20 protein-coding genes are annotated in these 22,882 nt (G+C 52.6%); 13 read left to right on the top strand and 7 right to left on the bottom strand.

Going from position 1 to position 22,882, the window contains the following annotated elements:
• Window positions 1-11 precede the first annotated feature (11 nt).
• From NC979_RS02245 to NC979_RS02280, 8 genes are all read left to right on the top strand, one after another.
• A complete protein-coding gene (locus NC979_RS02245; protein ID WP_190523325.1) occupies window positions 12-845 on the top strand; it encodes a class I SAM-dependent methyltransferase in 834 nt (277 codons plus the stop codon).
• Window positions 846-850: 5 nt separating this feature from the next.
• Window positions 851-1,888 (top strand): class I SAM-dependent methyltransferase, encoded by a 1,038-nt coding sequence (locus NC979_RS02250; RefSeq protein ID WP_190523327.1) that lies wholly within the window; start codon window positions 851-853, stop codon window positions 1,886-1,888.
• A 167-nt stretch (window positions 1,889-2,055) separates the two neighbouring features.
• On the top strand, window positions 2,056-3,462 hold the full coding sequence (locus NC979_RS02255) for a glycosyltransferase family 4 protein (RefSeq protein ID WP_190523329.1): 1,407 nt from the start codon (window positions 2,056-2,058) through the stop codon (window positions 3,460-3,462).
• A complete protein-coding gene (locus tag NC979_RS02260; RefSeq protein ID WP_190523332.1) occupies window positions 3,459-4,376 on the top strand; it encodes a glycosyltransferase family 2 protein in 918 nt (305 codons plus the stop codon). Before NC979_RS02255 ends, NC979_RS02260 begins: the two co-directional genes overlap by 4 nt.
• An 11-nt stretch (window positions 4,377-4,387) precedes the next feature.
• Window positions 4,388-5,566, top strand: a complete 1,179-nt coding sequence (locus NC979_RS02265; RefSeq protein WP_190523334.1) for a glycosyltransferase family 4 protein — start codon at window positions 4,388-4,390, stop codon at window positions 5,564-5,566.
• 170 nt (window positions 5,567-5,736) lie between these two features.
• Window positions 5,737-6,885, top strand: coding sequence for a glycosyltransferase family 4 protein (locus NC979_RS02270; protein WP_190523336.1), 1,149 nt, complete (start codon window positions 5,737-5,739; stop codon window positions 6,883-6,885).
• 35 nt (window positions 6,886-6,920) lie between these two features.
• Window positions 6,921-7,883 (top strand): GDP-mannose 4,6-dehydratase, encoded by a 963-nt coding sequence (locus tag NC979_RS02275; RefSeq protein ID WP_190523338.1) that lies wholly within the window; start codon window positions 6,921-6,923, stop codon window positions 7,881-7,883.
• Between the two features lie 50 nt (window positions 7,884-7,933).
• Window positions 7,934-9,007, top strand: coding sequence for a glycosyltransferase family 4 protein (locus NC979_RS02280; RefSeq protein WP_190523339.1), 1,074 nt, complete (start codon window positions 7,934-7,936; stop codon window positions 9,005-9,007).
• Between the two features lie 254 nt (window positions 9,008-9,261).
• Here NC979_RS02280 and NC979_RS02285 read toward each other — a convergent pair whose 3' ends face one another.
• From NC979_RS02285 to NC979_RS02300, 4 genes are all read right to left on the bottom strand, one after another.
• The gene (locus NC979_RS02285; protein ID WP_190523341.1) at window positions 9,262-10,074 is read right to left on the bottom strand and encodes a class I SAM-dependent methyltransferase; all 813 of its coding nucleotides are present in this window, start codon (window positions 10,072-10,074) and stop codon (window positions 9,262-9,264) included.
• A gap of 439 nt (window positions 10,075-10,513) precedes the next feature.
• Window positions 10,514-10,963: a phosphate-starvation-inducible PsiE family protein gene (locus NC979_RS02290; RefSeq protein ID WP_190523343.1), complete on the bottom strand. Its 450-nt coding sequence runs from the start codon at window positions 10,961-10,963 to the stop codon at window positions 10,514-10,516.
• A 13-nt stretch (window positions 10,964-10,976) separates the two neighbouring features.
• Window positions 10,977-13,211 carry a molybdopterin oxidoreductase family protein gene (locus NC979_RS02295; RefSeq protein WP_190523345.1) on the bottom strand — a complete coding sequence of 745 codons (2,235 nt, stop codon included), beginning with the start codon at window positions 13,209-13,211 and terminating at the stop codon, window positions 10,977-10,979.
• A gap of 293 nt (window positions 13,212-13,504) precedes the next feature.
• On the bottom strand, window positions 13,505-15,100 hold the full coding sequence (locus NC979_RS02300; RefSeq protein WP_190523347.1) for a ferredoxin--nitrite reductase: 1,596 nt from the start codon (window positions 15,098-15,100) through the stop codon (window positions 13,505-13,507).
• Window positions 15,101-15,425: 325 nt separating this feature from the next.
• Here NC979_RS02300 and NC979_RS02305 point away from each other — a divergent pair, with 325 nt between their 5' ends.
• The 4 genes from NC979_RS02305 (at window position 15,426) to NC979_RS02320 (ending at window position 20,347) form a co-directional block, all read left to right on the top strand.
• The gene (locus NC979_RS02305; protein WP_190523349.1) at window positions 15,426-16,538 is read left to right on the top strand and encodes a HEAT repeat domain-containing protein; all 1,113 of its coding nucleotides are present in this window, start codon (window positions 15,426-15,428) and stop codon (window positions 16,536-16,538) included.
• Between the two features lie 237 nt (window positions 16,539-16,775).
• The gene (locus NC979_RS02310) at window positions 16,776-17,702 is read left to right on the top strand and encodes a LysR family transcriptional regulator (RefSeq protein WP_190523351.1); all 927 of its coding nucleotides are present in this window, start codon (window positions 16,776-16,778) and stop codon (window positions 17,700-17,702) included.
• A gap of 46 nt (window positions 17,703-17,748) precedes the next feature.
• On the top strand, window positions 17,749-18,831 hold the full coding sequence (locus NC979_RS02315) for an anthranilate phosphoribosyltransferase family protein (protein WP_190523352.1): 1,083 nt from the start codon (window positions 17,749-17,751) through the stop codon (window positions 18,829-18,831).
• 382 nt (window positions 18,832-19,213) lie between these two features.
• Window positions 19,214-20,347, top strand: a complete 1,134-nt coding sequence (locus NC979_RS02320) for an S-layer homology domain-containing protein (RefSeq protein ID WP_190523354.1) — start codon at window positions 19,214-19,216, stop codon at window positions 20,345-20,347.
• A gap of 60 nt (window positions 20,348-20,407) precedes the next feature.
• Here the strand turns inward: NC979_RS02320 and NC979_RS02325 are convergent, their stop codons facing one another.
• Entirely contained in the window at window positions 20,408-21,079 is a 672-nt protein-coding gene (locus tag NC979_RS02325; protein ID WP_199309001.1) for a MarC family protein, read from the bottom strand.
• A gap of 109 nt (window positions 21,080-21,188) precedes the next feature.
• Between NC979_RS02325 and NC979_RS02330 the strand changes: the two genes are divergently transcribed.
• Window positions 21,189-21,839 (top strand): TraX family protein, encoded by a 651-nt coding sequence (locus NC979_RS02330; RefSeq protein ID WP_242024179.1) that lies wholly within the window; start codon window positions 21,189-21,191, stop codon window positions 21,837-21,839.
• A 143-nt stretch (window positions 21,840-21,982) separates the two neighbouring features.
• Here the strand turns inward: NC979_RS02330 and NC979_RS02335 are convergent, their stop codons facing one another.
• Both NC979_RS02335 and NC979_RS02340 read right to left on the bottom strand, forming a co-directional pair.
• Entirely contained in the window at window positions 21,983-22,147 is a 165-nt protein-coding gene (locus tag NC979_RS02335; RefSeq protein ID WP_190523356.1) for a hypothetical protein, read from the bottom strand.
• Window positions 22,148-22,377: 230 nt separating this feature from the next.
• On the bottom strand, window positions 22,378-22,839 hold the full coding sequence (locus tag NC979_RS02340) for an SH3 domain-containing protein (protein ID WP_190523358.1): 462 nt from the start codon (window positions 22,837-22,839) through the stop codon (window positions 22,378-22,380).
• Window positions 22,840-22,882: the final 43 nt, after the last annotated feature.

Below are 22,882 nucleotides of genomic sequence, written 5' to 3' on the forward strand. Positions count from 1 at the left end.
GGAGAAGTTATATGAGAACTCTGATTTTGCAGAAGCAGGAGGTGCTTCAAGGCTATGATGCAGTTTCTCAGCTCTATCCTTACGTTCCTCCTTTGAGCCATTGGCGTGCCTGGGAATATGCTGCATATCAAAAGTATGAGCTAACGGGCCATGTTCTGGATCTGGGTTGTGGAGATGGAAAGTATTTTGAGCTGCTCTGGCCACGAGCTGATCAAGTTACTGGAGTAGACATTAGCCCAGTTGCAGTTGAATTAGCTAAGAGAAGTGGTGTTTACCAAAACATTCACCTTACTTACGCCCACCAAATACCAGAACCTAATGCTATCTTTGATCATGTTTTTGCTAATTGCTCTTTAGAGCATATGGATTGCATTGATGAGGTTTTAGCAGAAGTCAATCGCTGTCTTAAGCCAGGGGGTACTTTGCTGTGCAGTGTGGTAACTGATCGTTATGAGCAATGGGCTTTACTTCCTAATCTTGTTTCGATGGCTGGTTTTAGCAACGCATCACAAGTTCTTAGGCAAGATTTTTCTACTTATCATCATCTGTCCAACCCATTTCATCCAGATAAATGGCAGCAGCACTTTATCAACGCAGGGCTCATACCCGAGGAACATATCCCAATTCTGCCAAAGCACAACAGCGGCTTTTTTCTTTTGATGGACGGTATCTGGCATGTTAAGAGTAAAGATGTAGGAGAAATAGGAGACTCTATTTTTCCATTTTTATCATCTAATCCTAATTTTCCGGCTGCTTTTAGGAGTTTTTTAGAAGGCTTGTTAGAGATGGAACTGGATTGGCAGGATTGTAGTGGCGCTGTCTTTATGGCAAGAAAAGAAAGGTAAAAGATATGCGTAGTTGCTGGTGCGGGAGTGCTGAATTTTCAGCGTTTAGCCCCGATTATAGTGAATGCAAAATTTGTAAAACACTTGTTCTTCAAAATTCATTGCCTGATAATTATCTCATCGTCAAAAATGATGAAACAGATTTTTATGGTAAACAATATTGGCTTGGTCATCAAAACAGAGACTTTGGTTATCCTGATGTCTATGAGCGAGCAAGGAATGATTTGACCGAGCGCAATCTTCATTGGTTCAAGGCGCTGATGAAGTATTGTTTGCCACCTGCAGATATTTTAGAACTAGGTTGTGGTCACGGTAGTTTTGTGGCACTTCTGCAGCAGGCCGGTTACAAAGCTTCAGGAGCCGAGATGAGCCCATGGGTTGTGTCTTTTGGCCGTGATACCTTTCAGATTCCTATGTATTTAGGGCCGGTTGAAGGTCTTGATATTCCTTCAAACAGTTTAGATGTGATAGCCCTAATGGATGTGCTAGAACATCTACCTGATCCAGTGGCAACCCTTTGCCATTGCGTTGACTTACTGAAACCGGGAGGGTTTCTGATAATTCAAACTCCAGAGTTTCAAGAGGGGATGAGTTATCCGCTTTTAGAAGAATCTAAAAGTCCGTTTTTGGAGCAGCTAAAGGTCGATGAACACTTGTATTTATTTAATCAAAAATCTGTAACTAAATGCCTTGAACAAGTTGGCCTAAAATATGTTTGTTTTGAGCCTGCTATCTTTGCTGCTTATGACATGTTTTTGATTGCTTCTAAAGAACCTTTGGTTACTCATAGTTCTGATGCGATAGAGAATGCCCTCTTGGCTCATCCATATAGTCGGTTGACGTTGGCACTGCTTGACTTAAGAGAGCGAGAGCTGGCTTTGGTTGAAGCATTGAAAGAATCGGAGAAAGATCGGGCTGAACGACTAGACCAAGTTACTATTTTGACGCAAAAATTAAAAGAATCTGAGATCGATCGCGAAGCGCGGCTAGATCAAATTGATGCTTTAACTAGATGGCTTAAGGAGGAGCGTGGTGAGATCTAGCTTCAGTAACTTTAAAGCTTTTTTCAAGGAGGATAGATTGTTTCCTGAGCCATCGAAGTGTACCTAATTTTGTATAAGCAAGCATTTCAGATGTAAACTTGTGTGCCTCATTAAAGTAAGGTTGTATAAAACGAATACCGTTAATTGTAGTAATAGAATTTCTATATATGGTGAAACCTTCTGTTATCAAAGTTGCTGTCGATTTAACACCTCTTCGTCCAGGTGGTGAAAATGGTGGAGCTAAGACTTTGATCTTAACTCTTTTAAAGGAATTCTCTTTAGTTCAGTCGAACGATTTTGAGTATCTCTTAATTGCTGAATCTTGGAATTATCAAGAGCTACTAGAATTTCAGTCAAGTAATATCACCTGTCTTCTAAAGTCAGACATCTTTTTTGCACTCACAGTAGAGTCTAATCAATCAAAAGAGGATTGCAAAAGCAATTTAGGCTTTCTCAAATTATCATCGCTCAAGTCCAAGCCAAAAAAAATATTAAAGATATTACTGAATAAATTTGTTATCGGTGGAAGATACGTTTTGAAAAAACTTCCATTTCGGTTTTCAAGACTTGCTCTTCCTCTTAAAAAATACCTAAACGAGTTTCGAAATGGTCTGCTTATACAAGAGGCGGTTGCTTCGGTCTTCAAGCCAAAAATCCTGCAAGAAAATTACAACATTGATTTGCTGTTTTGTCCTTTCTCTGCCCCAACATTTGCGGAGCCTGAACTGCCTCTTGTTGCAATTGCTTATGATTTGCAGCACTTGGATTTACCATTTTTTTTTAGCGATGATGAAAGATCTCATCGGACTCGGTTTCTCAAAGATCTTTTGCACAAGGCCAGTCAGATTGTTTGTATTTCTGAGTTTACGCGCCAGTCTTTCTTAACCCATCTGAATGGGGATGCTGAGAGGTTGACATCGGTTCCTATCTGTATCCATGAACGCCTGACCAAAATTTCAAATGGCTTGGCTGAAACTATTCTTAATCAGTTAGGTTTAGGAGAACGACAATATCTTTTTTTCCCTGCTAATTTCTGGCCTCACAAGAATCATCGTATGCTTCTAACTGCATACTCCATATATAAAAAAAAGTTTCCAGAGTCAGTCGTAAACTTAGTATTTACTGGAGCATTAGAGGAGCCACAGAGAGAAATTAAAGAATTAGTGTTTAAGCTAGGTTGTGAAAAACATATCCATTTTTTAGGCTTTTTAAGCCAAGTAGAATTAATTGCCGTGTGGCAAGGCTGCAAAGGTTTGATATTTCCCTCACTTTATGAGGGATTTGGTATTCCACTTCTAGAGGCTATGTGGTTTGATAAACCAGTTGCCTGCAGTTCGATCGGAAGCTTACCTGAAGTTGGTGGAGATGCAGCCGTCTATTTTGATCCGCGTAAACCAGAAAGTATTGCTGATGCGATCGCCGCTGTTGCTCACAATGATGCGTTGACTACTCAACTGAGAGGCCACGCTCAGAAGCGACTGAAAATGTTTAGCCAACGCTCCATGACTGAACAATATTTAGATGTGTTTAAAGCTGCTGTGACACATTTATCACCGCCTCGGAGATTGGTATGACTCTTACCTTTAGTGTAATTACCCCATCTTATAATCAGGGACAGTTTATTGAGCGGACGATTCAGAGCATTCTGTCTCAAACTTCTGTTGAATTTGATTATATGGTTTGTGATGGGGGTAGTAACGATGGGACGGTAGAAATCTTAGATAAATACCGGACTTATTTAAGCTGGGTTAGCGAAGCCGACAGTGGGCAAGCAGATGCCGTAAACAAAGGTATTCGCTCTACTAAAGGAGATGTTATTGCTTGGATTAATTCTGATGATATTTACTATCCTGAGGCTTTCAAGAAAGTAAGAAATATATTTTTAAATTATCCTGAAGTTAACGTAGTCTATGGCAATGCCAATCACATAGATAGAGAAGATAATTATATAGAGCCATATCCTACCGAGCCTTGGAACTATATTCGTTTAAGAGAAATATGTTTTCTATGTCAGCCTGCTGTCTTCTTTCGACGCCGAATGGTAGATAACTATGGCGACCTAGATATCAGTCTTAAATTTTGTATGGATTATGAGCTCTGGCTTCGGTATGGTAAGCAAAATGATTTCTTTTATATTCCAGATTTATTAGCTGGTTCACGACTTTATCAGGATACTAAAACTTTAGGTCAAAGGGTTGCTGTTCACTATGAAATCAATGAGATGCTAAAAGCTAAGTTTCTTAAGTCTCCTGAACGGTGGGTTTTAGCTTATGCTTCGGTCTCGGCAGAAGAACGAGAGAAATCTCAAGGGCGTGATCCACGCAATTTATGGGTCCAAGTACAGCGCGTTAATGCATTTTTCTTTGAGGCTTTTTATGGCTATCGTCGGTGGCGAAGTTTTGCAGTTTCACCTTCGACAGTTTGGCAAATATTGCGTTGGACAGTAGCTGCTTATTACCGTTTTTTGCGAAGTAGAGTTACTTTATAGTTAGGCTTGTTATGAGAATAGGGTTTGATATCAGCCAAACTGGCAGTACAAGAACTGGCTGTGGTTTTTATGCTGATGCTTTGATAAGAAAAATGGTGAGCCAACATCAAGAAGACACATTTTATCTTTATAAAACTTTTGGCACTACTTATTGGGATCCTGAATATCGGGAGAACATTTCGTCTTTAGACTTTAAGAATTGTGTTTATCCCTTGGATTTTAAGCGAAAAGAAGACTCTTTTCGCTTTTGGAGTAGTCCTCGGGGAATTGATGAAAGTCAAATTGGTTTCCCTGAAATTATTCATTCTAATAATTTTTCGAGTCCGCGCTTGCCCCAAGCCCGGTTAGTTTATACTGTCTATGATTTGAGTTTTATTGACTTACCTGACTGCACTACTGAAGAAAATCGTCACATTTGTTTTAATGGAATGCTGGAAGCATCGCTTTTAGCTGATATGGTAATCGCTATTTCTCATTACAGTAAGAAAAGATTTTTAGAAAACTTTCCACATTTTCCTGAGGAGCGTGTGGAAGTAACTCATTTGGGCAACCGCCTGCCGGTGCATGGTCCTGAAGAACCCGTGCCACAGCTTGCTACGGAAAAAAACTTTTTTCTTTCTGTGGGAACTTTAGAGCCTAGAAAAAACCTGCGCCGATTGCTTGCAGCTTACAAACGCTACGTTGGCCAGCAAAATTTGCCAAAACCACTGGTTTTGGCAGGGACAAATGGTTGGCTAGAAGATGATTTGAATACTTATATTGCTGATCTCAAATTACAGAATCAGGTGTATGTTCTGGGTTACGTTAGTGACGCTGTTCTTCGATGGCTTTACCGGCATTGCTGGGCATTTGTTTATCCATCTCTTTACGAGGGCTTTGGCTTACCCGTATTAGAAGCTATGGGATTTGGCGCGGCGGTGATCACGTCAAATACGAGTAGTATGCCTGAAGTTGGTGGAAATGCTGTTTTCTATGTTGATCCACTTAATGAAGAAAGTATTGTGGCGGCGCTAACGCAAGTTGATGGGCCTGTCTGCCGTAATTCATGCCGGGAAAAAAGCCTGCAGCAGGCTCAATTTTTCTCCTGGGATAGGACTTCCGCTGCGGTCCATGCTGCTTATGAGCGGGTATTGCAGATGCCACGTTACAGTCGCCCTGGCGCAAACACTGAGATAAATTGTTCTCAATAGAATAAGTTGTCAAGTGTGCTTGATTTGCCTGCGTAGAGGTGTCTGAAAAAGACTGTCTAGGAAGAAAAATTTTAGAGGATATAGAATCTGATAACGCAGAACTAGTTCGAGGAGGAAATAAAATATTTTGGTTTTTAATTAATTATGATGGTGTAGCTTTTGGCCTATATATGTTTAAGGTTGTTGTAGACGCTACCCCTGTTTTACCTAAGCCTAGTGGGGTGGGGCTATACGTACTAAATCTGCTGTGGGCTCTGCGATCGCTGCAATCAACTGAAAACTTTAGCCTCGGCGTTGCTTATCAACCCAGCTTGAAGAACTGGCTACGAGGGAATCTGGCTTTGCCTGAGGCGCTTGCAGTCTATAACAATGTGGCCGTCTTACCTCTGCCGGTGCGTTTGCTTAATCTGCTCGCCCAGGCACCTAGAAATCCGATTTTGGGACAGCTAGAGCATCGATTTGGTCAGCCCGACGTCTACCACGGCACCAACTATGCGGTCTATCCCTGTCGGCACAGCCAGCGAGTGATGACGATTTACGATCTGTCATTCCTGCGCTATCCCGAATATGTGACTGCCGTGGTACGCACCTACAGCCAGAGGGTGCGGCAGTGCTTGGATTGGACTGACCTAGTAGTGACAATCTCGGAAAGCTCGAAGCGCGACATTGTGGAGCTGTTGGGGGTGCCGCCGGAGCTGGTGTGGGTGACACCTTTAGCTAGCCGCTACGCCGATGATGCTCAGGCAAGTAGCGATGTTGTAGAAGCGGTTGATTTGGGCGATCGCCCCTACATTCTTTTTGTCAGCACCCTAGAACCTCGCAAGAATGTGGTTCGTTTGATTCAAGTTTTTGATCGGCTGAAGACTCAGCACAAAATTGATCATCAACTGGTGCTGGTGGGGCAGAAAGGATGGCAGTTTGAGCCGATTTTTGAAGCGATCGCCGCCTCACCCTGGCGGCACCACATTCGTCATCTCGACTATCTCTCCGATGCTGAGGTGGCCTACTGCTACCAAAATGCTGATGTGTTTGCCTACCCTTCGCTCTATGAGGGGTTTGGCCTGCCCGTGCTGGAGGCCATGACCCTGGGCTGCCCGGTGGTCACGGCCAATACGTCGTCTCTACCCGAGGTGGCCGGTGATGCGGCGCTGTTAATAGACCCTACCAGCGTAGAAGACTTGGCTGAGGCGCTGGAGCGGGTGGTTGGCGATCGCCCCTTACGCCAGACCATGATCGCCAAGGGCTACCAGCAGGCAGCTCAGTTTTCTTGGACTCGTACGGCTAAATCGACCCTGGCGGCCTATCGTTCACTACTATAGGTAAGCTGAACTCTTTGACCTATAGAGTATTTTCAATGGCCAAAAAAGCATTGATTACAGGCTTAACTGGCCAGGACGGCTCGTACCTGGCTGAGCTTTTGCTGTCACAGGGGTATGAGGTCTGCGGCATGGTCAGGCGTTCTAGTTCCAGCAGTTTTGAGCGCATCAGCCATTTTTCGAATCAAATTGAAGTCATATCGGGCGATCTGCTCGACCAGTTCTCGCTGATTGACGCCATCGATCAGACGCAGCCCGATGAAATTTACAACTTGGCTTCTCAAAGCTATGTGCCCCTATCTTGGACTCAGCCCGCCCTAACCGCTGAGTACACGGCCCTGGGGGTATCTCGCCTGCTGGAAGCGATTCGGCGCTGCAAGCCCAGCACCCGCTTTTACCAGGCATCAAGCAGTGAGGTGTTTGGCGAGCCCGATGAGTCTCCTCAAACCGAGCGCACGGCCTTTAGGCCCCGCAACCCCTACGGCGTGGCCAAGGCCTACGCCCACTGGATGACGGTGAACTACCGGCAAAAGTATGATCTGTATGCCTGCTGCGGCATTACATATACCCACGAGTCGCCGCGGCGGGGGGCCGAGTTTGTCTTTCGTAAAATTACCCGGGGGGCAGTGCAGATTAAACTCGGCCAGGCCAAGGAGCTGCGGCTGGGCAATCTAGACGCCCGACGAGACTGGTGTCATGCCCAAGATGTGGTGACGGCGATGTGGCTGATGCTGCAGCAGGAGAGCCCTGACGACTACATCATTGCCAGCGGTGAGACCCATTCGGTGCGCGAGCTAGTGGATTGTGCGTTTAGCTATCTGGGTCTGGACTACCAGCAGTACGTCAGCGTTGATCCGACGTTTTATCGCCCCGATGAGGAGGTGCAGCTGGTAGGGTCGATCGACAAGATTAAAACCAAGCTGAGTTGGCAGCCCCAGTATTCGTTTCAGCGCCTGGTCGAATCGATGGTTGATCACGACCTGAAAACGTTGAATGGGTAGGCATCAGCTAACCGCTCGTAGGCACGGAACACATCTTAAACGACTCTGGCATGACTGAGGCCTCACTGCTGATTAACTTGGCGTTTGTCCCCACTAAGCCCACAGGGCTGGGGGTCTATGCGCTTAATCTAATTCAGCATTTGTCGCGGGAAGATAGTTGTTTGCTCAGCGATCGCCCCATCGCCGGGCATCGCCATCTCCCCTCACCCATGGGGGCGACTACTGATTCAGGCAAGCAGGGCCATGCTCGGCGGCTGTGGTGGACTCAGTTTCAGGTGCCGAAGCTGTATCGCCAGCTTGGGGCAAAACTGCTGTTTTCGCCCATTCCCGAAACACCGCTCTGGTCATCGTGCCGAACGGTGGTGACGGTGCACGACCTAATTCCCCTGCACTTTCCCCAAAAGGGGTCGCCGCTGACGCTGTACTTTCGACACTATTTGCCCCAGGTCATTCGCCAGGCTGAGCACATTATTTGCGACTCGGAGTCAACCCTGCGCGATATCCACCATTTTTTTGGTCCACTACCCAAGGCAGCAACGGTCGTGCCTCTAGCCTACGATACTGAGCACTACCGCTGGCTAGATCTGCCACGTCAGCCCTATTTCCTCTACGTAGGCAGCCACTACACCTACAAGAACCTGGGCCGTCTGATAAAAGCCTTTGCCCAGACTGCACTGCCCGACTTTAAGCTGTTGATCGCAGGAGCGCCGGACCCTCGCTATACGCCAGCGCTGCAAGCTCAGGTGGAGGAGATGGGGCTGGGCAATCGCGTTCAGTTTTTGGCCTACGTTCCCTACGACCAGCTGCCTCAATTAATCAACCAAGCGATCGCGCTGGTGTTTCCCAGCCTTTGGGAAGGTTTTGGCCTGCCCGTTTTAGAGGCGATGGCCTGCGGCACCCCTGTAATTACGTCTAACCTATCATCGCTGCCGGAGGTGGCTGGAGAGGCTGCGCTACTAGTTGATCCTTACAACGTGGGTGAGCTGACCGAGGCAATGATTTCTATTGCTAATAATCAAAGGCTTTGGGAAACCCTGCACTATGCTGGGCAAGCGCAAGCAAGGCAATTTGGCTGGAGAAAGACAGGCTACCAGACCAGTGACATACTTAGGCAATATTTATAAAGGACTACGCCTCTGCAAGTTTGATCACCAAGCTTTGTTTAGCTAGATTTAGCCCGGTAGGGCAGACAGTTTTATTCCTGCGAATTTATCTAACAAAAATATAGGAAAAAAATTAAACTCAAATTTCTATTTGATTTTGAACAGGAAAGTATGAATAGAGTAAAAGAGTGCTGAGTCACGATTGGCATTGATGGAGTCTAGTCACCTATAACTTGCCTAACATATTACTCAACAATAATTTTCCTCTATTACTACTAGCTCTGTAGCCGATGATCTTCCATAAGAGATAGCATTTTGCTAGACACTTCCTCCATATTCGTCTGCTGAAACTCACTGGCAGGCACTTTGCGAGCAATAACAATACTGGTTAACCCTTTCACGGACTCGTATGCAAGCGAGATACTATGCTTAAGTTGCATTAATGCACCTTCAGGCGTGCTAATGTCGCATAAAGGTAGTTGGTTAACGCGGGCATACTGCTCAACAACACCAAAGCCAGCCTTTAGCATTATTTGTTTCTGCAACAAGAACGGCATATCCTTCTCAGTTGTTCCGTATTTTTTCATCACAGCAATGCTATCTTCGGTTTGAGAATGTCCAGCTCCTGGTTCGGCAGTAATTAGAATACCATTCTCATTTAAGGCATCGTAGATATTCTTGATAACCTTATAGGCGTCTTCGGCATGATGTAGAGCATCATAAATGACTGCAATGTCAAAGCCTGAAGGTAAGGAATCTACCTCGTAGTCGCAAACCTGGAAACGCAAGGAAGGCCCAGCACGTCGGTTTGCAAGTTCGATCATGTCAGGGCTGATATCGAGTCCTAAAACTTCGTATCCACGCTGGCAAAGGAGATCACTCGTCCAACCACTGCCAACACCTATATCGAGTAGACGTGCCGGAGGTTGCGGTAGAAAACGCATCATTTGACCAATATCAATTAAGTAGTTACCGCATTGGGCATCAGAAAACGGTTTTTGTTCTAAATAGTTTGTGAATTCCTCAACAGCAATACCCTCAGCGGACGATACATTTTTGATGTAGTTAATTTCATTAGATTTTGACATGACAGATTATATGTAATGTACAACACTTGGGGTGGTCTTAAAAATTGAATTGAAGAAAGGCTAGCTATGGCATAAAAAAGCTTATTTCTGAATACAGCACATGACGATAACCCTGAGTAAATCATAGCCGAACTATATGTATATCTCTCAAGGTGAGCAGGAGATTGCTTTGAGTCCATGATGGCAAGCTTAGGCAATCAAAACGACTGCTGAAGTCCATTAACCTCCGTTTAGTTCGTCGAGAATCTCAAATTCGCTGTACCGTTAAGATTTTTTATTTACAAAGAGCTTAGGAGTTTTCTGCACCATAAAGTTGTATGATATTAAGCTAGGTATATATGTAGCTTAAGGCACACAAGGTTTCTTGCAGTATGCACAACCCTATAATACCCCTACCTAAATTCGTGTTGCTATTCAGCATATTGTTACAAACTTTCCCTTAACGATGACTCACGCGCACAATCCAATAGCTGATGGCCAAAGCAAAGACGGCGATCGCTAGCCCAATCAGCGTTGTACCCGGTACATCCTCCAAGTCAAGAATAATGAACTTCCGACCTACCGCCGTCAGGGCCGTGGCGATGACCAGCTCAACCTGCACCACGTGCTTTTTAATGTAGGCGGTGATATTTTCTAAAATCTCCAGGGCGATCAGCACGGTTAAAAACAGGCCAAAAACATCGATTACAGTTTCGTCCAAAAACTCGCCAGGGGCGGTGGTAAAAATGGCTCTAACCAGCACCCAGGCCAGATCAAACACGATCGCCAGAATAACGATCACCATACCCAGGGAGAGCGCCTTTGAGACGCTGCCCTCAAACTGGTGCAGGCGGCTTAAAAAGGTGTCGTTTTCGAGTTGCTTGATTAACCGTTTGGCCCAATTTGCCATCGATGCTGACTGCTCAAGAAGTGGGTGCTGCTGAGAGAATAGACGATTCTGTAGCCTCGGGTAAAGTTTCGGCGGCTACAGTCGCCGCCTCGGGTCGCTTCAGCGGCACGACCTGCACTGCGCAGGCCTTGAGCTCGGGCTGGCCTGATACTGGGCAGGCCACCGGGTGGGTGAGGGCGTTGCACTCGGCATCGGTAGCCCACAGGCTGCCCCAGTGCATAGGCACAAATAGGGTACCCCGGCGAATATTTTGGGTGACCAGCAGGGGTAGCCGGACGATGCCGCGGGGCGATCGCACCTCCACCCATTCACCCCCCTGCACCTGGAGCTGCTGGGCATCGCGGGGGTTGATCTCCAAAAACGGAGCCGGGTGCATTTTCTGAATCTTTTCGATCCGCCCGGTGCGGGTTTGCGTGTGCCAGTGACCGTAGAGCCGACCGGTAGTGAGCACAAAGGGAAACTGGTCGTCGGGCGGCTCGGCCAGGCCGTTGGAGTGGAAGGCGGCGAAGCGAGCCCGGCGATCGGCGGTGTTGAAAATACCTCGGGTGTAGAGGCGCTTGTCGTGACGGGTGGCGGCGGTGGTAGCGGTCTCAGGGTCGGGACAGGGCCACTGAATGGGGCCAAGCTCTCGCAGGCGATCGTGGCTGAGGCCGGTGATATCGCAGGGCTGCCCTCGGGTGATTTGGGTAAACTCGCGGTAGACCTCGGCGCTGGTGGCGAAGTCAAACTGGTAGGCAAAGCCCAGACGGCGGCCCACCTCGGCAAAAATTTCCCAATCGGGGCGGGCCTCGCCGGGGGGCGAGCGAAAGGCGGAGCAGAGGGTCACTACCCGTTCAGAGTTGGTCATGGTGCCGGTTTTTTCGCCCCACTGGGCAGCGGGCAGCAGTAAGTGAGCAAACTCGGCGGTTTCGGTGGGGTAGTAGGCGTCTTGGTAGACGGTGAAGGGAGACTGGCGCAGCGCGGCCTTGGTGCGGTTGAGGTCGGGCAGGCTGACTGCTGGGTTGGTGGCGGCAATCCACAGCAGGCCCACCTGCTGGTGCTCTAGGGCCAGCATCATTTCGCCCACGGCCAGGCCCGGTGTTGCCGAGATTTGCCCGGTGGGCAATCCCCAGAACTCTTCCACCTGGCGGCGGTGGTCAGCGTTTTTCACCAGACGATAGCCCGGCAAAATGTGGGATAGCCCGCCGGCTTCGCGCCCGCCCATGGCGTTGGGCTGCCCGGTGAGGGAAAATGGCCCCGCCCCCGGTCGGCCAATATTGCCGGTCATCAGGTGAAGGTTGATCAGCGACCTGACCTTTGCCGTTCCCTCCGACGACTGGTTGAGCCCCATCGACCACAGTGACAGCACCGCCTTGGCATCGGCCCAGGCACGGGCGGCGGTTTCTAAATCGGCGACAGAAATGCCGCAGCGATCGGCCACAATGGTCGGCTCGTAGTGGCGCAGCACCTCGGTGTAGGCGGCAAAGCCCTGAGTGCAGCCGTCAATAAACTCGGGGTCGAGGCTGCCCCAGCGCAGCAGCAGGTGGCCAATGCCGTTAAGCAGAGTGATGTCGCTGCCGGGGCGAATTGCCAGGTGCAGGTCGGCGGCCTTAGCGGTGTCGGTGCGGCGAGGGTCGACTACGATCAGCTTGACGTGGCCGTGGCGCTTGTGGTGCTTGCGCAGGCGGTTAAAGGCAATGGGGTGGCACTCGGCGGCGTTGGTGCCGATCAAAAAAGCGCAGTCAGTAGCCTCCAGGTCGGCGTAGCAGCAGGGCGGGCCGTCGCTGCCAAAGCTCTGGATGTAGCCTGCCACCGCCGACGACATGCACAGCCGCGAGTTGGCGTCGAAGTTGTTGGTGCCCAGGCAGCCCTTCACCAGCTTTTGGGCAACGTAGTAGTCTTCGGTTTGAAATTGCCCCGACCCGTAGACGCAGATGCCGTCCGGTCCCATCTCCTGGCGCACGGTTTGAATGCGGTTGACGATCGCATCCAGTGCCATCTCCCACGATACACGCCGGAATGGCTCGTCGAGGGAGGCTCGCATCATGGGGTATTTGAGCCGATCGCGATCGAGGGATTCGGCCACGGTGGCTCCCTTGACGCACACCATGCCCTGGCTAGAGGGGTGAGCGCGATCGCCCCGAGTCTGCCACAGCGGATTGCCTGCTGCGTCACGGTTAGTGGGCTTGTTGGGCTGGGCCGGAGGTAAAACTTCCAGGCCGCAACCCACGCCGCAGTAGGGACACAAGGTTTTAGCCGGATCGGTCATAGAGGGTGGATGGGTAAGGGGGTGGATGGGTAGGGGGTAGCAGTTCACAGCAGGGAAGTTCTTGGTGGAGATCCCCCCTGCTCTACTTTCTAAGGGGGCTTCCGAGGGAATCTCCTACAGCAGAAAATTTGGGAAATCGGTTTGAATCTAAGAACGCCTCACTCCAGGAACATGCAAAAACACAAGGTTGTGAAAACCTAATATTTGGCCTCGCCACCAGGTTATGGACTGTGCTACGTTTGCCTCAAATGCAAACTGTGTGTCCTGGGGCCGTTGGCCAGCAGGACATTTTTTTAATCCACTGTCACCATCACGCCATTGAGGTTGGCAGCGGTGCTCCTGGGCTGGGCACCGAAGTTTTTGATCAGCAGCGATCGCAGCACCCCATGCAGCTCATCGCAGGGAATGCCCTGCTGCACCTTTTCGCCCAGGTGAGCCTCCTTGCCCACCTTGCCGCCCATGAAAATGTCCACCCCTTCCACGGTTTTGCCGTCCTTGCGCACCTTGGTGCCCATCAGGCCAATATCGGCCACTTGGGGCTGACCGCAGGAGTTGGGGCAGCCCGTCCAGTGAATGCGCACCGGCTGCGATAGGGTGAGTTCTGCGTCTAGGGCCTCGGCTAGGGCCACGGCGCGCTGTTTGGTTTCCACCAGGGCAAAGTTGCAGAACTGTGACCCGGTGCAGGAGACCAGCGATCGCATTAGCGCCGAGGGGGCGATCGAGAATTTCCCCAGCAGCGGCTCTTGCCGCAGCACCGCCAGCCGCGAGTCGGGCACGTTGGGAATAATTACGTTCTGCTCCACCGTCAGGCGCAGTTCGCCGCTGCCGTAGACCTCCGCCAGGCGGGCCAGGTCAAGCAGATCGCTGGCCTGCAATCGCCCCACCGGAATGTGCAGCCCCACGTAGTTGAGCCCCACCTGCTTTTGGGGATAAATGCCAATGTGGTCGCGCTTGTCCCAGTCCATTTCATCCTTGGGCGCAGCTGACAGCAGCGGCTGCCCGTAGGCAGTTTCCACCGCGGCCCGAAATTGCTCCATGCCCCATTCGTCAATCAGCCACATCAGGCGGGCCTTTTGCCGGTTCACCCGCGGGCCATGGTCGCGGTACACCTCAAGAATGGCGCGACACAGCTCCACGACACTGTCGTCGTCGGAGGGTACCCAGGCGTTGAGCGGAATGGCGGCCTCACAGCGGCGGGCAGAGAAAAAGCCCCCTACCACGACGTTAAAGCCCAGCACACCCTCTCGGTAGGCGGGCACAAAGGCAATATCGTTAATCTCCGCATGGATGGAGTTGTCGCGCCCGCCCTCAATGGCGATATTGAATTTGCGGGGCAGGTTGCTAAAGGCCGCGTTGCCTTCGCCATTGGCGGTGATCATGTCTTGAACTTTGCGCACCAGCCCTTGGGTGTCTATCAGCTCGTCGGCGTCAAGGCCCGCCACGGGCGACCCGGTGATGTTGCGTACGTTGTCCATGCCCGATTGGATAGAGGTCAGCCCCGCCGCGTGCATGCGCCGAAAAATATCGGGAATGTCTTCGAGCAAAATACCGCGCAGCTGAAGGTTTTGTCGGGTGGTGATGTCGGCGCTGCCATCTTCGCCGTAGCGTTGGATAATTTCCGCTAGGGTGCGGGCCTTATAGCCGTTGAGCAACCCGTTGGGCAGCCGCAGCCGCAGCATAAACTTGCCAGGCGTCACCGGGCGAAAGAAAATGCCCAGCCATTTGAGCCGATGGGTGAGGTCGGTGTCGTCCACGGCTTCCCACCCCAGCTGAGCAAACTGCTCCAGCTCGTGCTTGACTAGCAGACCGTCTTTGTCGGCCTTAAACTGTTCAAACTTATTGAGTTTGGCGGTGGCCGCTGTGCTGGCCGTGTTTATAGAAGTGGTCACTGGTACACCGTTGTAGCAAGACGTTTACCGACGCATCCCCTAACTGGTGAAAGTCTCCCAGTCTCCCCCAGACGCTACTGCCTCAATCGCTACAGAACGATCGAGATCAGCCTAGGGTTAGGTGTGGCTAGCCTAGAACCGCTCTAGAGAGGCTTTTGTATAGACTCATACGTTTTTTGAAGCACCATGCAGGCTCCGCAAGAGGCGGCTGCGCGAACTGCATAGTCAAACCTCGGGAAACCCAGGTTTAGGTCCTATGGTGTAGAAGGCCGGTTCCCGCCGATGCCAGTTCCAGAGCCAACCCAGAGCCAACTAGGAGCGCCCTGTGTCCTCTTTTGATCAGTTTGCGGTTTCATCATCTCCGTCGGAGGCGGCCCGAACTACGGTAGCCAAGTTAGGCGCCGGAGACTTCCACGATCGCTGGGAGCAGTCGCGCCAGGTCGCCGATCTGGGCGATGCGGCCTTAGACGATCTGCTGGCTATGCTTCAAGACAGTGAGTGCGATTGGGAAGCCCGCTGGTTTGCGGCCCGCGCTTTGGGAGAGTTCGATCGCCCCGAGGTAATTGCCGCCCTGGTCAACACCTTTGCCACCACAACCGACGAAGACCTGCGCCAGGCGATGGCAGCGGCCCTAACTCAGATTGGCCCTGGGGCGATCGCCGCCCTGGGTGAGCAGCTCGCTCAACCCGAGCTGCGGCCTGCGGCGGTGCAGGCCCTAGCCCGCATTCACCACCCCGCCACAATTCCTTGGCTAAAGCTGGCGATGGCCGATGCGCGATCGCCCGTGCGAGCTACTGCTCTCGATGCTCTCAGCGCCTTTGCCGACCTCACTCTGCTGCCCATGGTGCAGCAAGGCCTAGCAGATCCGGCGGCAGCGGTGCGGGCGGCGGCGGTGCGGGGGCTGCTGGCACTGCGATTGGGCCTGCCTGCCCAACAGCTAATCGACGCTCTCACGCCGCTGCTCGGAGACGCAGATGAACGGGTGGCCCAGCAGGCTACCTATGCTCTAGGGCGGTTGTCGAGTGCGGCGGCGGCAGCGCCTCTGCTACAGCTACTGCAAGCCCCCGGCACCCCTGAAGCTCTACAAATTTTCGCTGTGCAGGCTCTGAGTTGGCAGAATACCGCCACAGCCTTAGAAGGCCTGATTCAAGCCTGGGATTGGCTAGAGCTTCCCGCTCGGTTGACCCTGGTGCAGGGGCTAGCGGCTGTGGCCTCCAATCAGCGGTCGCGGGCCACAGCCGCTCTGGCGAACTGGCTACAGCTGTTGCCGCCCACCGCTGACAACAGCACCCTGCGTCGCCACCTGGTACTGGCCTTAGGGCAGGTCGGTGATTCTGTGCTGGAGTCAGAGCTGCGATCGCTGCTGCACGACCCTGACCCTGGGGTGCAGCTCCACGCTGAGGCGGCCCTGCGTCAGCTCCAGACCCAATCTGTCTAATCGCTTTTAGCCTGCTGCTGGGGAAGACTTAGGGACCAAGCATCCGTTATGCAAGGGCCGGAGTGAACTGGCCGGCTTGCGGCTCGCTGCTTTTCGCCAAGAACCCCGGCGACCTAAACCGGGTATCGCTACTTTTGATACCAAGTGCGGGAGTGCGATCTGCTAATCAAGACAAGGGCGGCCTAACGAAACCCCGTTAGGCTGTTTTGCTAGCAGCGGTGTGGATACCTGTCAACAATGCGCATAGAACAGCTCCAGGCGTTTCTATCGGTGGCTGAAACCGGCAGCTTTCAGTCGGCGGCGCAGCAGTGCGCGGTGACGCAGTCTACCGTCAGTCGCCAGGTGCAGGCCCTAGAGGCCGAGCTGGATGCGCCGTTGTTTCACCGGGGTGCCCAGGCCAAACTCACGGTGGCCGGAGAGCGTCTGTTGCCCAAGGCCCGGCGCATCTACCAAGACTGGATGCAGGTTTCTAAAGATATCGCCGATCTGATGGCCGGTAAGCAGCCCGAACTCTGCGTGGCGGCGATTCAGTCGGTGTGCGCCACGGTGCTACCGCCGGTGCTCCAGCAGTTTTGCTCGGAGTATCCTCAAGTGCAGCTGCGGGTGACGGCCTTGGGCAGCGATCGCTCCCTTAAGGTGCTGCGCGACGGCCTGGTTGATCTGGCCATTGTGATGGATAACCCTCGCCTCACCACCCAGCCCGAAATGGTGGTCACGCCCCTCTTTGAGGAGTCGGTTGAGGTGCTGATGGCAGGCAACCACGACCTGGCTCGCCAGCCCGTCATTTCCTGGGAGATGCTGGCTCGGTTTCCGCAGATTATTTTCAAAGATGGCTACGGCATGGCGCGGCTGGTGCAGCAGCAGTTTCAAGATCGGGGCGAAGAGTTTAACCCAGCGATGGAGCTTAATACCCTCGACGCCTTTCGGGCGGTGATTCGCCAGGGTAATTTTGTCGCGCTGCTGCCCCAGTCGGCTCTAGCCGACTGCCACGATGACCCCACCCTAGCGGTGCGCCCCACCGAAGCGCCGGTGCTGACCCGCTCAGTGGTGCTAGTGACTACCCGCGATCGCCTAGTGATTCCCCCCATCCAGCGGTTTCACGACCTGGTGCAGAGCCTGGCCACCCCCATTCGCCCTAGACCCGCAGCGGTGTCTTACAGTTAGGTAATCATCCTTTACGAACCCCTTGTTCCCAGGGTCAGCAGTCTCTATGAGCCATGAGTTTCGGGATTTGCTCAAGCAAGTTGGCAGCGGCAGCCACACCTCTAAGGCGCTGACCCGCGCCGAAGCCGCTGCCGCCACCCGCATGATGCTGACCCAAACGGCTACCCCAGCCCAGATTGGTGCGTTTATGATTGCCCACCGCATCAAGCGCCCCACTGTTGATGAGCTGGCGGGCACCCTGGATGCTTATGAAGCGCTGGGGCCGACCCTGCCCGCGATCGCCCCCGACAGCGCCTACAGCCGCCACGCTCTGGTGCTGAGCTGTCCCTACGACGGGCGGTCGCGCACCGCCCCCGTGAACCCGATCACGGCGCTGGTAGTGGCGGCAGCCGGGGTGCCAGTGGTGATGCACGGGGGTGATCGCATGCCCACCAAGGAAGGCATTCCACTGATTGAACTGTGGCAACAGTTGGGCGTTGACCTTCGCTCCCACAGCCTAGAGCAGGCCCACACCCTGCTCAACCGCACCGGTCTGGGTTTCGTCTATCTGCCTCAGCATTTTCCGCTGGCCCATGGGCTGGTGCCTTACCGCGAGCAGATCGGCAAACGCCCCCCCTTTGCCACGGTAGAGCTGCTGTGGTCGCCCTACGCTGGTCCACACACCCTGGCAATGGGCTTTGTTCACCCACCCACCGAGGAGTTCGCCAAGGGAACTTTTGCTCTGCGGGGCCAAACCGACTGGATTACCGTTAAAGGGCTGGAGGGCAGCTGCGACCTGGCGCGGGGAAGGACGGCGATCGTTGGGGTCAACCACCCTGGCCAGACCGATCGCCTGCTGCTGCACCCCCGCGACTATGGTCTAGAGGGCGACGATGTGGAGCTGGGCGATGAACTGACGCTGGGCGATCGCCTGCTAGACGTTCTGGCGGGCGGTACCACAGAACTTGCCAAGACTGCTCTGTGGAATGCCGGGTTTTACCTGTGGCAGGGCGGCGTGGCCGATTCTCTCGCAGGGGGCTTGGCCGAGGCCCAAACGCTACTGGCTACCGGTAAAGCACTGGCTAAACTAGAGGAATTCCGCCAGCAATCTGCCGATTTGACCCAGCCTCTCATCTACAGCCACAGTTAAATTACCGCAGAGTGAACCAATACTGTCTGTTGGCGTTTTCGACATTAATTAAAGATCAAGCCGGCATTTGCCGCCATAAATCAAGGGAAAACTCAGTTGACAGGAGTATTCTTGATCAAGTAGCGGAAAAGTCTCTGATAGAAACAAAATTTCGCTGCTTATCAAAGAATCGTGAAGGTTGCATAGAATTTCTATAAAGTGCCTCTGGCCCTGCAACACCTGGGTTTTGGGCGCGTCATGGAAGTTCAGCAATGAGGAGCATTGCGATTTCGATCGATGAGATGGGCAGACTGCGGATGTTGCACATGTACATGGTGCTACAAGAGTGTCTGTCTACCGCATCACTATTACACTCCAAAGACTCTACGGGGAATGAACGAGAATGACTCAAACTAACTGGGCTAAGCTACTGCGGGTAGCACCGCTTTCGGCGCTTTTGGCTACCTTGACCGTCGGCAGTGCGGCAGCGATCGCCCTAGCCGCCGAAGGGCCTATTCAAAATTTCAACTGGCTCAAAGATGAAGCCCTGCTCGACCAGGCTCTCGATGCAGCCCACACCAAAGACGATGACGACGACGATGATGACGATGACGGTGATGACGTCGAATCGGGCGAAGTCATCTACCAGCAGCAGCGCACCACGACCACGACGACCACCACCGTCAACCAGGTCAGCTTTAGCGATATTTCCACCAACTACTGGGCCAGCAACTTTGTCTATCGCCTCTCGGCCATCAAAGTCGTCAGCGGATTTCCCAGCGGAAATTTTCTGCCGAGCAACAATCTCACCAAAGCCCAGTATGCGGCGATGATTGCTCAGGCCTTTGATATGCCTGCTTCGCGTCAAACCGTCACCCTGCGCAACGTCAACCGCAGCTACTGGGCCTACAGCGCCATCCAAAAAGCCTATTCCATGGGCTTTTTAGAGGTCTCCAATGGGACGTTTGACACCAACGGCACCATGACCCGTCTCGACATGTTGGTGATGCTGGCCCGAGGGCTTAACATTACCCAAGTCACCTCTGGGCAGTCGGTCGATAGCCTGTTGAGCATCTTCAGCGATGCCAACCAGATCCCTAGCGAGTATCGCGTCATTATCGCGGCTCTGGTAGAGCGCGGCATTTTGGTGAACTATCCCACCATCACCCAGCTAAACCTGTTTGGGGTGGTTTCTCGCGCTGAAGCCTGTAGCTTTGTCTATCAGGCCCTGGCTTACATGGGCAAGGTCGAAACCGTTGAGTCGGCCTACATCGTCAACAGCAGCAACTTTTCCAATCTGACTGAAACCATCACCAACACCACCGAAACTACCACCGAAACTGGTGAGACTACCACCGAAACTGGTGAGGTGGATATGGGTGATGACGACGACGATGATGATGACGACGATGATGATGATCGCAGACAGAACTGCAACCAGGGCATCGGCAATGGTGCAGAGGGCTGTGACCCCGGCAACTCTCGCCCCCACGGCGGCAGCAATGACGAGGGTGGTCGCACCCCCGGCAACCGCTAGTCTACGTTCTCTGTCCTTATAAGTGTTACAAGACGCCCTGCGGGGCGTCTTTTTTTGCGCCTAAGAATCAGGGGTGGGGGTGTCGATGCCAAAGGCTTGAGCGGGGGGCAGTTGGAGCAGGCTGAGCAAGCCATCGAGCATGTACTGCACGGCCAAGGCTGCCAGCAGGACCCCCAGCACTCGGGTCACCACGTTGATGCCAATTTGGCCCAGCACCTTGGCCAGCGGCCGCGACAGCAGCAAAAACAGATAACACAGCAGCAACACCACCGCCGCTGCCGCTAACACCACACTCAGGCCCAGGTAATAGTTAGTTGACTCCCGCGATAGCACCAATATGCTGGCTAAGCTGCCCGGTCCGGCAATCAACGGAATTGCCAACGGAAACACGCTGACATCCTGCTTGGTACCCGCTTCCTGTGCTTCGGCTTCGGTTTCGCGCTCCTGGTGCACAAAGATCATGTCGAGGGCGATCTTAAACAACAAAAACCCCGCCGCAATTTGAAAGGCTTGCAGGCTGATGCCCAGGTTGTGCAGCACGTAGGCCCCCGTCAACCCAAAGGCTAAAAGAATGCCTGCCGACACCGCCACTGCTCGGGTGGCGATCTGGGTTTGCTCGGTCTCGGTGCGATCGCTCACCAACGCCAGGTACAAGGGCGCTAGCCCCACCGGGTCAATCACCACAAACAGGGTCAGAAAGGCTTTAGCAAACAGCGGCAGAATGATCGGCATAGGGACGCTTAGGAGACTGCCTCAAATCTACCGCTGTTCGGGGTAAACGGTCGCTCTCCCTTGTGTTAGATCAAGGGTATAGATCACCAGTCCAAACAGGTTTCAGCTATTGCAGTCAAGACCCAGCGATTTTCCCAAGGGATTAACTAGCTACCAGATCAAAGTCTTAGCGGCGGTGACCATGCTGGTGGATCACATCGGCGTGGTGTTTTTCCCTGAGGCGATCGCGTTTCGAATTATTGGGCGGATCAGCTTTCCGCTGTTTATCTGGCTGCTGGTACAGGGTGAGGCCCACACCAAGCATGTGGGACGCTATGGGCTGCGGCTGGTGGTGTTGGGCGTGGTGTCTCAGCCTATCTATCAAGCCACCTTTGATACGACTGAGCCCAATATTTTGTTCGAGCTGCTTTTGGGGCTGATCTGTCTGCGGTTGGTGCGGGCGTTTCCTCGATTTCAGCTGCCTATCTGGATTGGGGGGGCGGGTTTGAGCGAACTGCTGGCTATGGGCTACAGCAGCTACGGCATTGGGTTAATTGCTCTCACCCGATACTACCGCCCCACGGTGCCGTGGGGGTTGGCCTGGATCGGTTTTCATCTGCTTTGGGCCTGGATAGAGGGGCCATTTCAACTGCCGGCGATCGCAGTCCCCCTGATCTTTTGGCTGGCCAGTGGGAAGCGAGGACCCAAGGCGCGATGGTTCTATGCCTTCTATCCCGGTCATCTTGCCCTGCTATGGCTCATTCAGCAGGGTTTGAACTAACAGCAGGAGGCACCCTCTTACGATTTGAGGGCCAGGAGAACTCACGTCTGCGGCACCGCCTAGCAATAAACCCCCACCATCAGCAGTTGCTCTGCCGCCCGGCGGGGGTTACTGATTCAAGATAGAGGCGGTTTAAGCCAGGTCTACAAAAAGTGGTCGATCGCTACTGCTGAAACGGCTGCAAATGCAGTAATTGCCAGGCCCACAAACGGATTCTGCCCTTGGGCAACCGCAAAGCTAGTAATCACGCCAGCCCCTAGAGCCGCGATCGCAACGGAGCCAATCCAGTCTTTTTGTAGGTTATGCATGGGTTCTTAAAAATGGGGTATGACGCACAAGAATTGAGCAGCCGTTGTGTGTAGAAACTGCGTACCCAACTCTAGGGCTGTTCAGACCTCACGCTATCACCCTGGCCGAGTTCAAACGAAACCGCAGCCAGGAACTGATACCAAGCTTAAGGCTTGGTTAGATTAATTAACATTCCTCCCATAGGAGGAGCAGGCTCAACGGCAAAATCAGTCTTAGGAGAGGGGTTGGGCTATTCAACACGGCGGGTATTGCCTGCCTTGACCCAGCCTTCCTGACCGTTAGACACCACCCGCACCTTAACCCACGACTTGTCGGCGGGTTCTTCAAGCACCACCACCGCTTCGTTGACATCCACGCCCCCCACTTGGGGAAACTCGACACCGGGACCTTCGCGCATGACTAGGCCAATGGGCTGCACCACCGTGGCGTTGTAGTCACCAGGCTCGAGGGCGGGCTCTGCCGGCGGCTCCGCTGGGGCCGGTGAGGCTTCGACTACAGGCTCGGCAGGGGCTTCTGGAGCAGCCTCTGGGGCTGGGGTCGGCATTTCATCGCCATACAGTGGTTTGGGCGGCAGCACCGACAGGCGACCCATGAAGTAGCGGGCGGTGGCCACCCCCGCCATCGACAGCAGAATGAGGGCGATCGCCATGCCCAAGATTAATTTCGATAGGCCAATGAAAAATCCTTTCATGGAGGCAGCGGGCCGGAGGTAGGGTCTACAGGTTGCTAATGGT

It is taken from the genome of Leptolyngbya subtilissima AS-A7 (genome assembly GCF_039962255.1).
Classification (GTDB): domain Bacteria; phylum Cyanobacteriota; class Cyanobacteriia; order Phormidesmidales; family Phormidesmidaceae; genus Nodosilinea.

What these genes read in the sequence shown, in the direction of transcription:
- NC979_RS02245 (WP_190523325.1), top strand. Translation starts at nt 12, where the DNA reads ATGAGAACTCTGATTTTGCAGAAGCAGGAGGTGCTTCAAGGCTATGAT.
- NC979_RS02250 (WP_190523327.1), top strand. Translation starts at nt 851, where the DNA reads ATGCGTAGTTGCTGGTGCGGGAGTGCTGAATTTTCAGCGTTTAGCCCC.
- NC979_RS02255 (WP_190523329.1), top strand. Translation starts at nt 2,056, where the DNA reads ATGGTGAAACCTTCTGTTATCAAAGTTGCTGTCGATTTAACACCTCTT.
- NC979_RS02260 (WP_190523332.1), top strand. Translation starts at nt 3,459, where the DNA reads ATGACTCTTACCTTTAGTGTAATTACCCCATCTTATAATCAGGGACAG.
- NC979_RS02265 (WP_190523334.1), top strand. Translation starts at nt 4,388, where the DNA reads ATGAGAATAGGGTTTGATATCAGCCAAACTGGCAGTACAAGAACTGGC.
- NC979_RS02270 (WP_190523336.1), top strand. Translation starts at nt 5,737, where the DNA reads ATGTTTAAGGTTGTTGTAGACGCTACCCCTGTTTTACCTAAGCCTAGT.
- NC979_RS02275 (WP_190523338.1), top strand. Translation starts at nt 6,921, where the DNA reads ATGGCCAAAAAAGCATTGATTACAGGCTTAACTGGCCAGGACGGCTCG.
- NC979_RS02280 (WP_190523339.1), top strand. Translation starts at nt 7,934, where the DNA reads ATGACTGAGGCCTCACTGCTGATTAACTTGGCGTTTGTCCCCACTAAG.
- NC979_RS02285 (WP_190523341.1), bottom strand. Translation starts at nt 10,074, where the DNA reads ATGTCAAAATCTAATGAAATTAACTACATCAAAAATGTATCGTCCGCT.
- NC979_RS02290 (WP_190523343.1), bottom strand. Translation starts at nt 10,963, where the DNA reads ATGGCAAATTGGGCCAAACGGTTAATCAAGCAACTCGAAAACGACACC.
- NC979_RS02295 (WP_190523345.1), bottom strand. Translation starts at nt 13,211, where the DNA reads ATGACCGATCCGGCTAAAACCTTGTGTCCCTACTGCGGCGTGGGTTGC.
- NC979_RS02310 (WP_190523351.1), top strand. Translation starts at nt 16,776, where the DNA reads ATGCGCATAGAACAGCTCCAGGCGTTTCTATCGGTGGCTGAAACCGGC.
- NC979_RS02315 (WP_190523352.1), top strand. Translation starts at nt 17,749, where the DNA reads ATGAGCCATGAGTTTCGGGATTTGCTCAAGCAAGTTGGCAGCGGCAGC.
- NC979_RS02320 (WP_190523354.1), top strand. Translation starts at nt 19,214, where the DNA reads ATGACTCAAACTAACTGGGCTAAGCTACTGCGGGTAGCACCGCTTTCG.
- NC979_RS02325 (WP_199309001.1), bottom strand. Translation starts at nt 21,079, where the DNA reads ATGCCGATCATTCTGCCGCTGTTTGCTAAAGCCTTTCTGACCCTGTTT.
- NC979_RS02335 (WP_190523356.1), bottom strand. Translation starts at nt 22,147, where the DNA reads ATGCATAACCTACAAAAAGACTGGATTGGCTCCGTTGCGATCGCGGCT.
- NC979_RS02340 (WP_190523358.1), bottom strand. Translation starts at nt 22,839, where the DNA reads ATGAAAGGATTTTTCATTGGCCTATCGAAATTAATCTTGGGCATGGCG.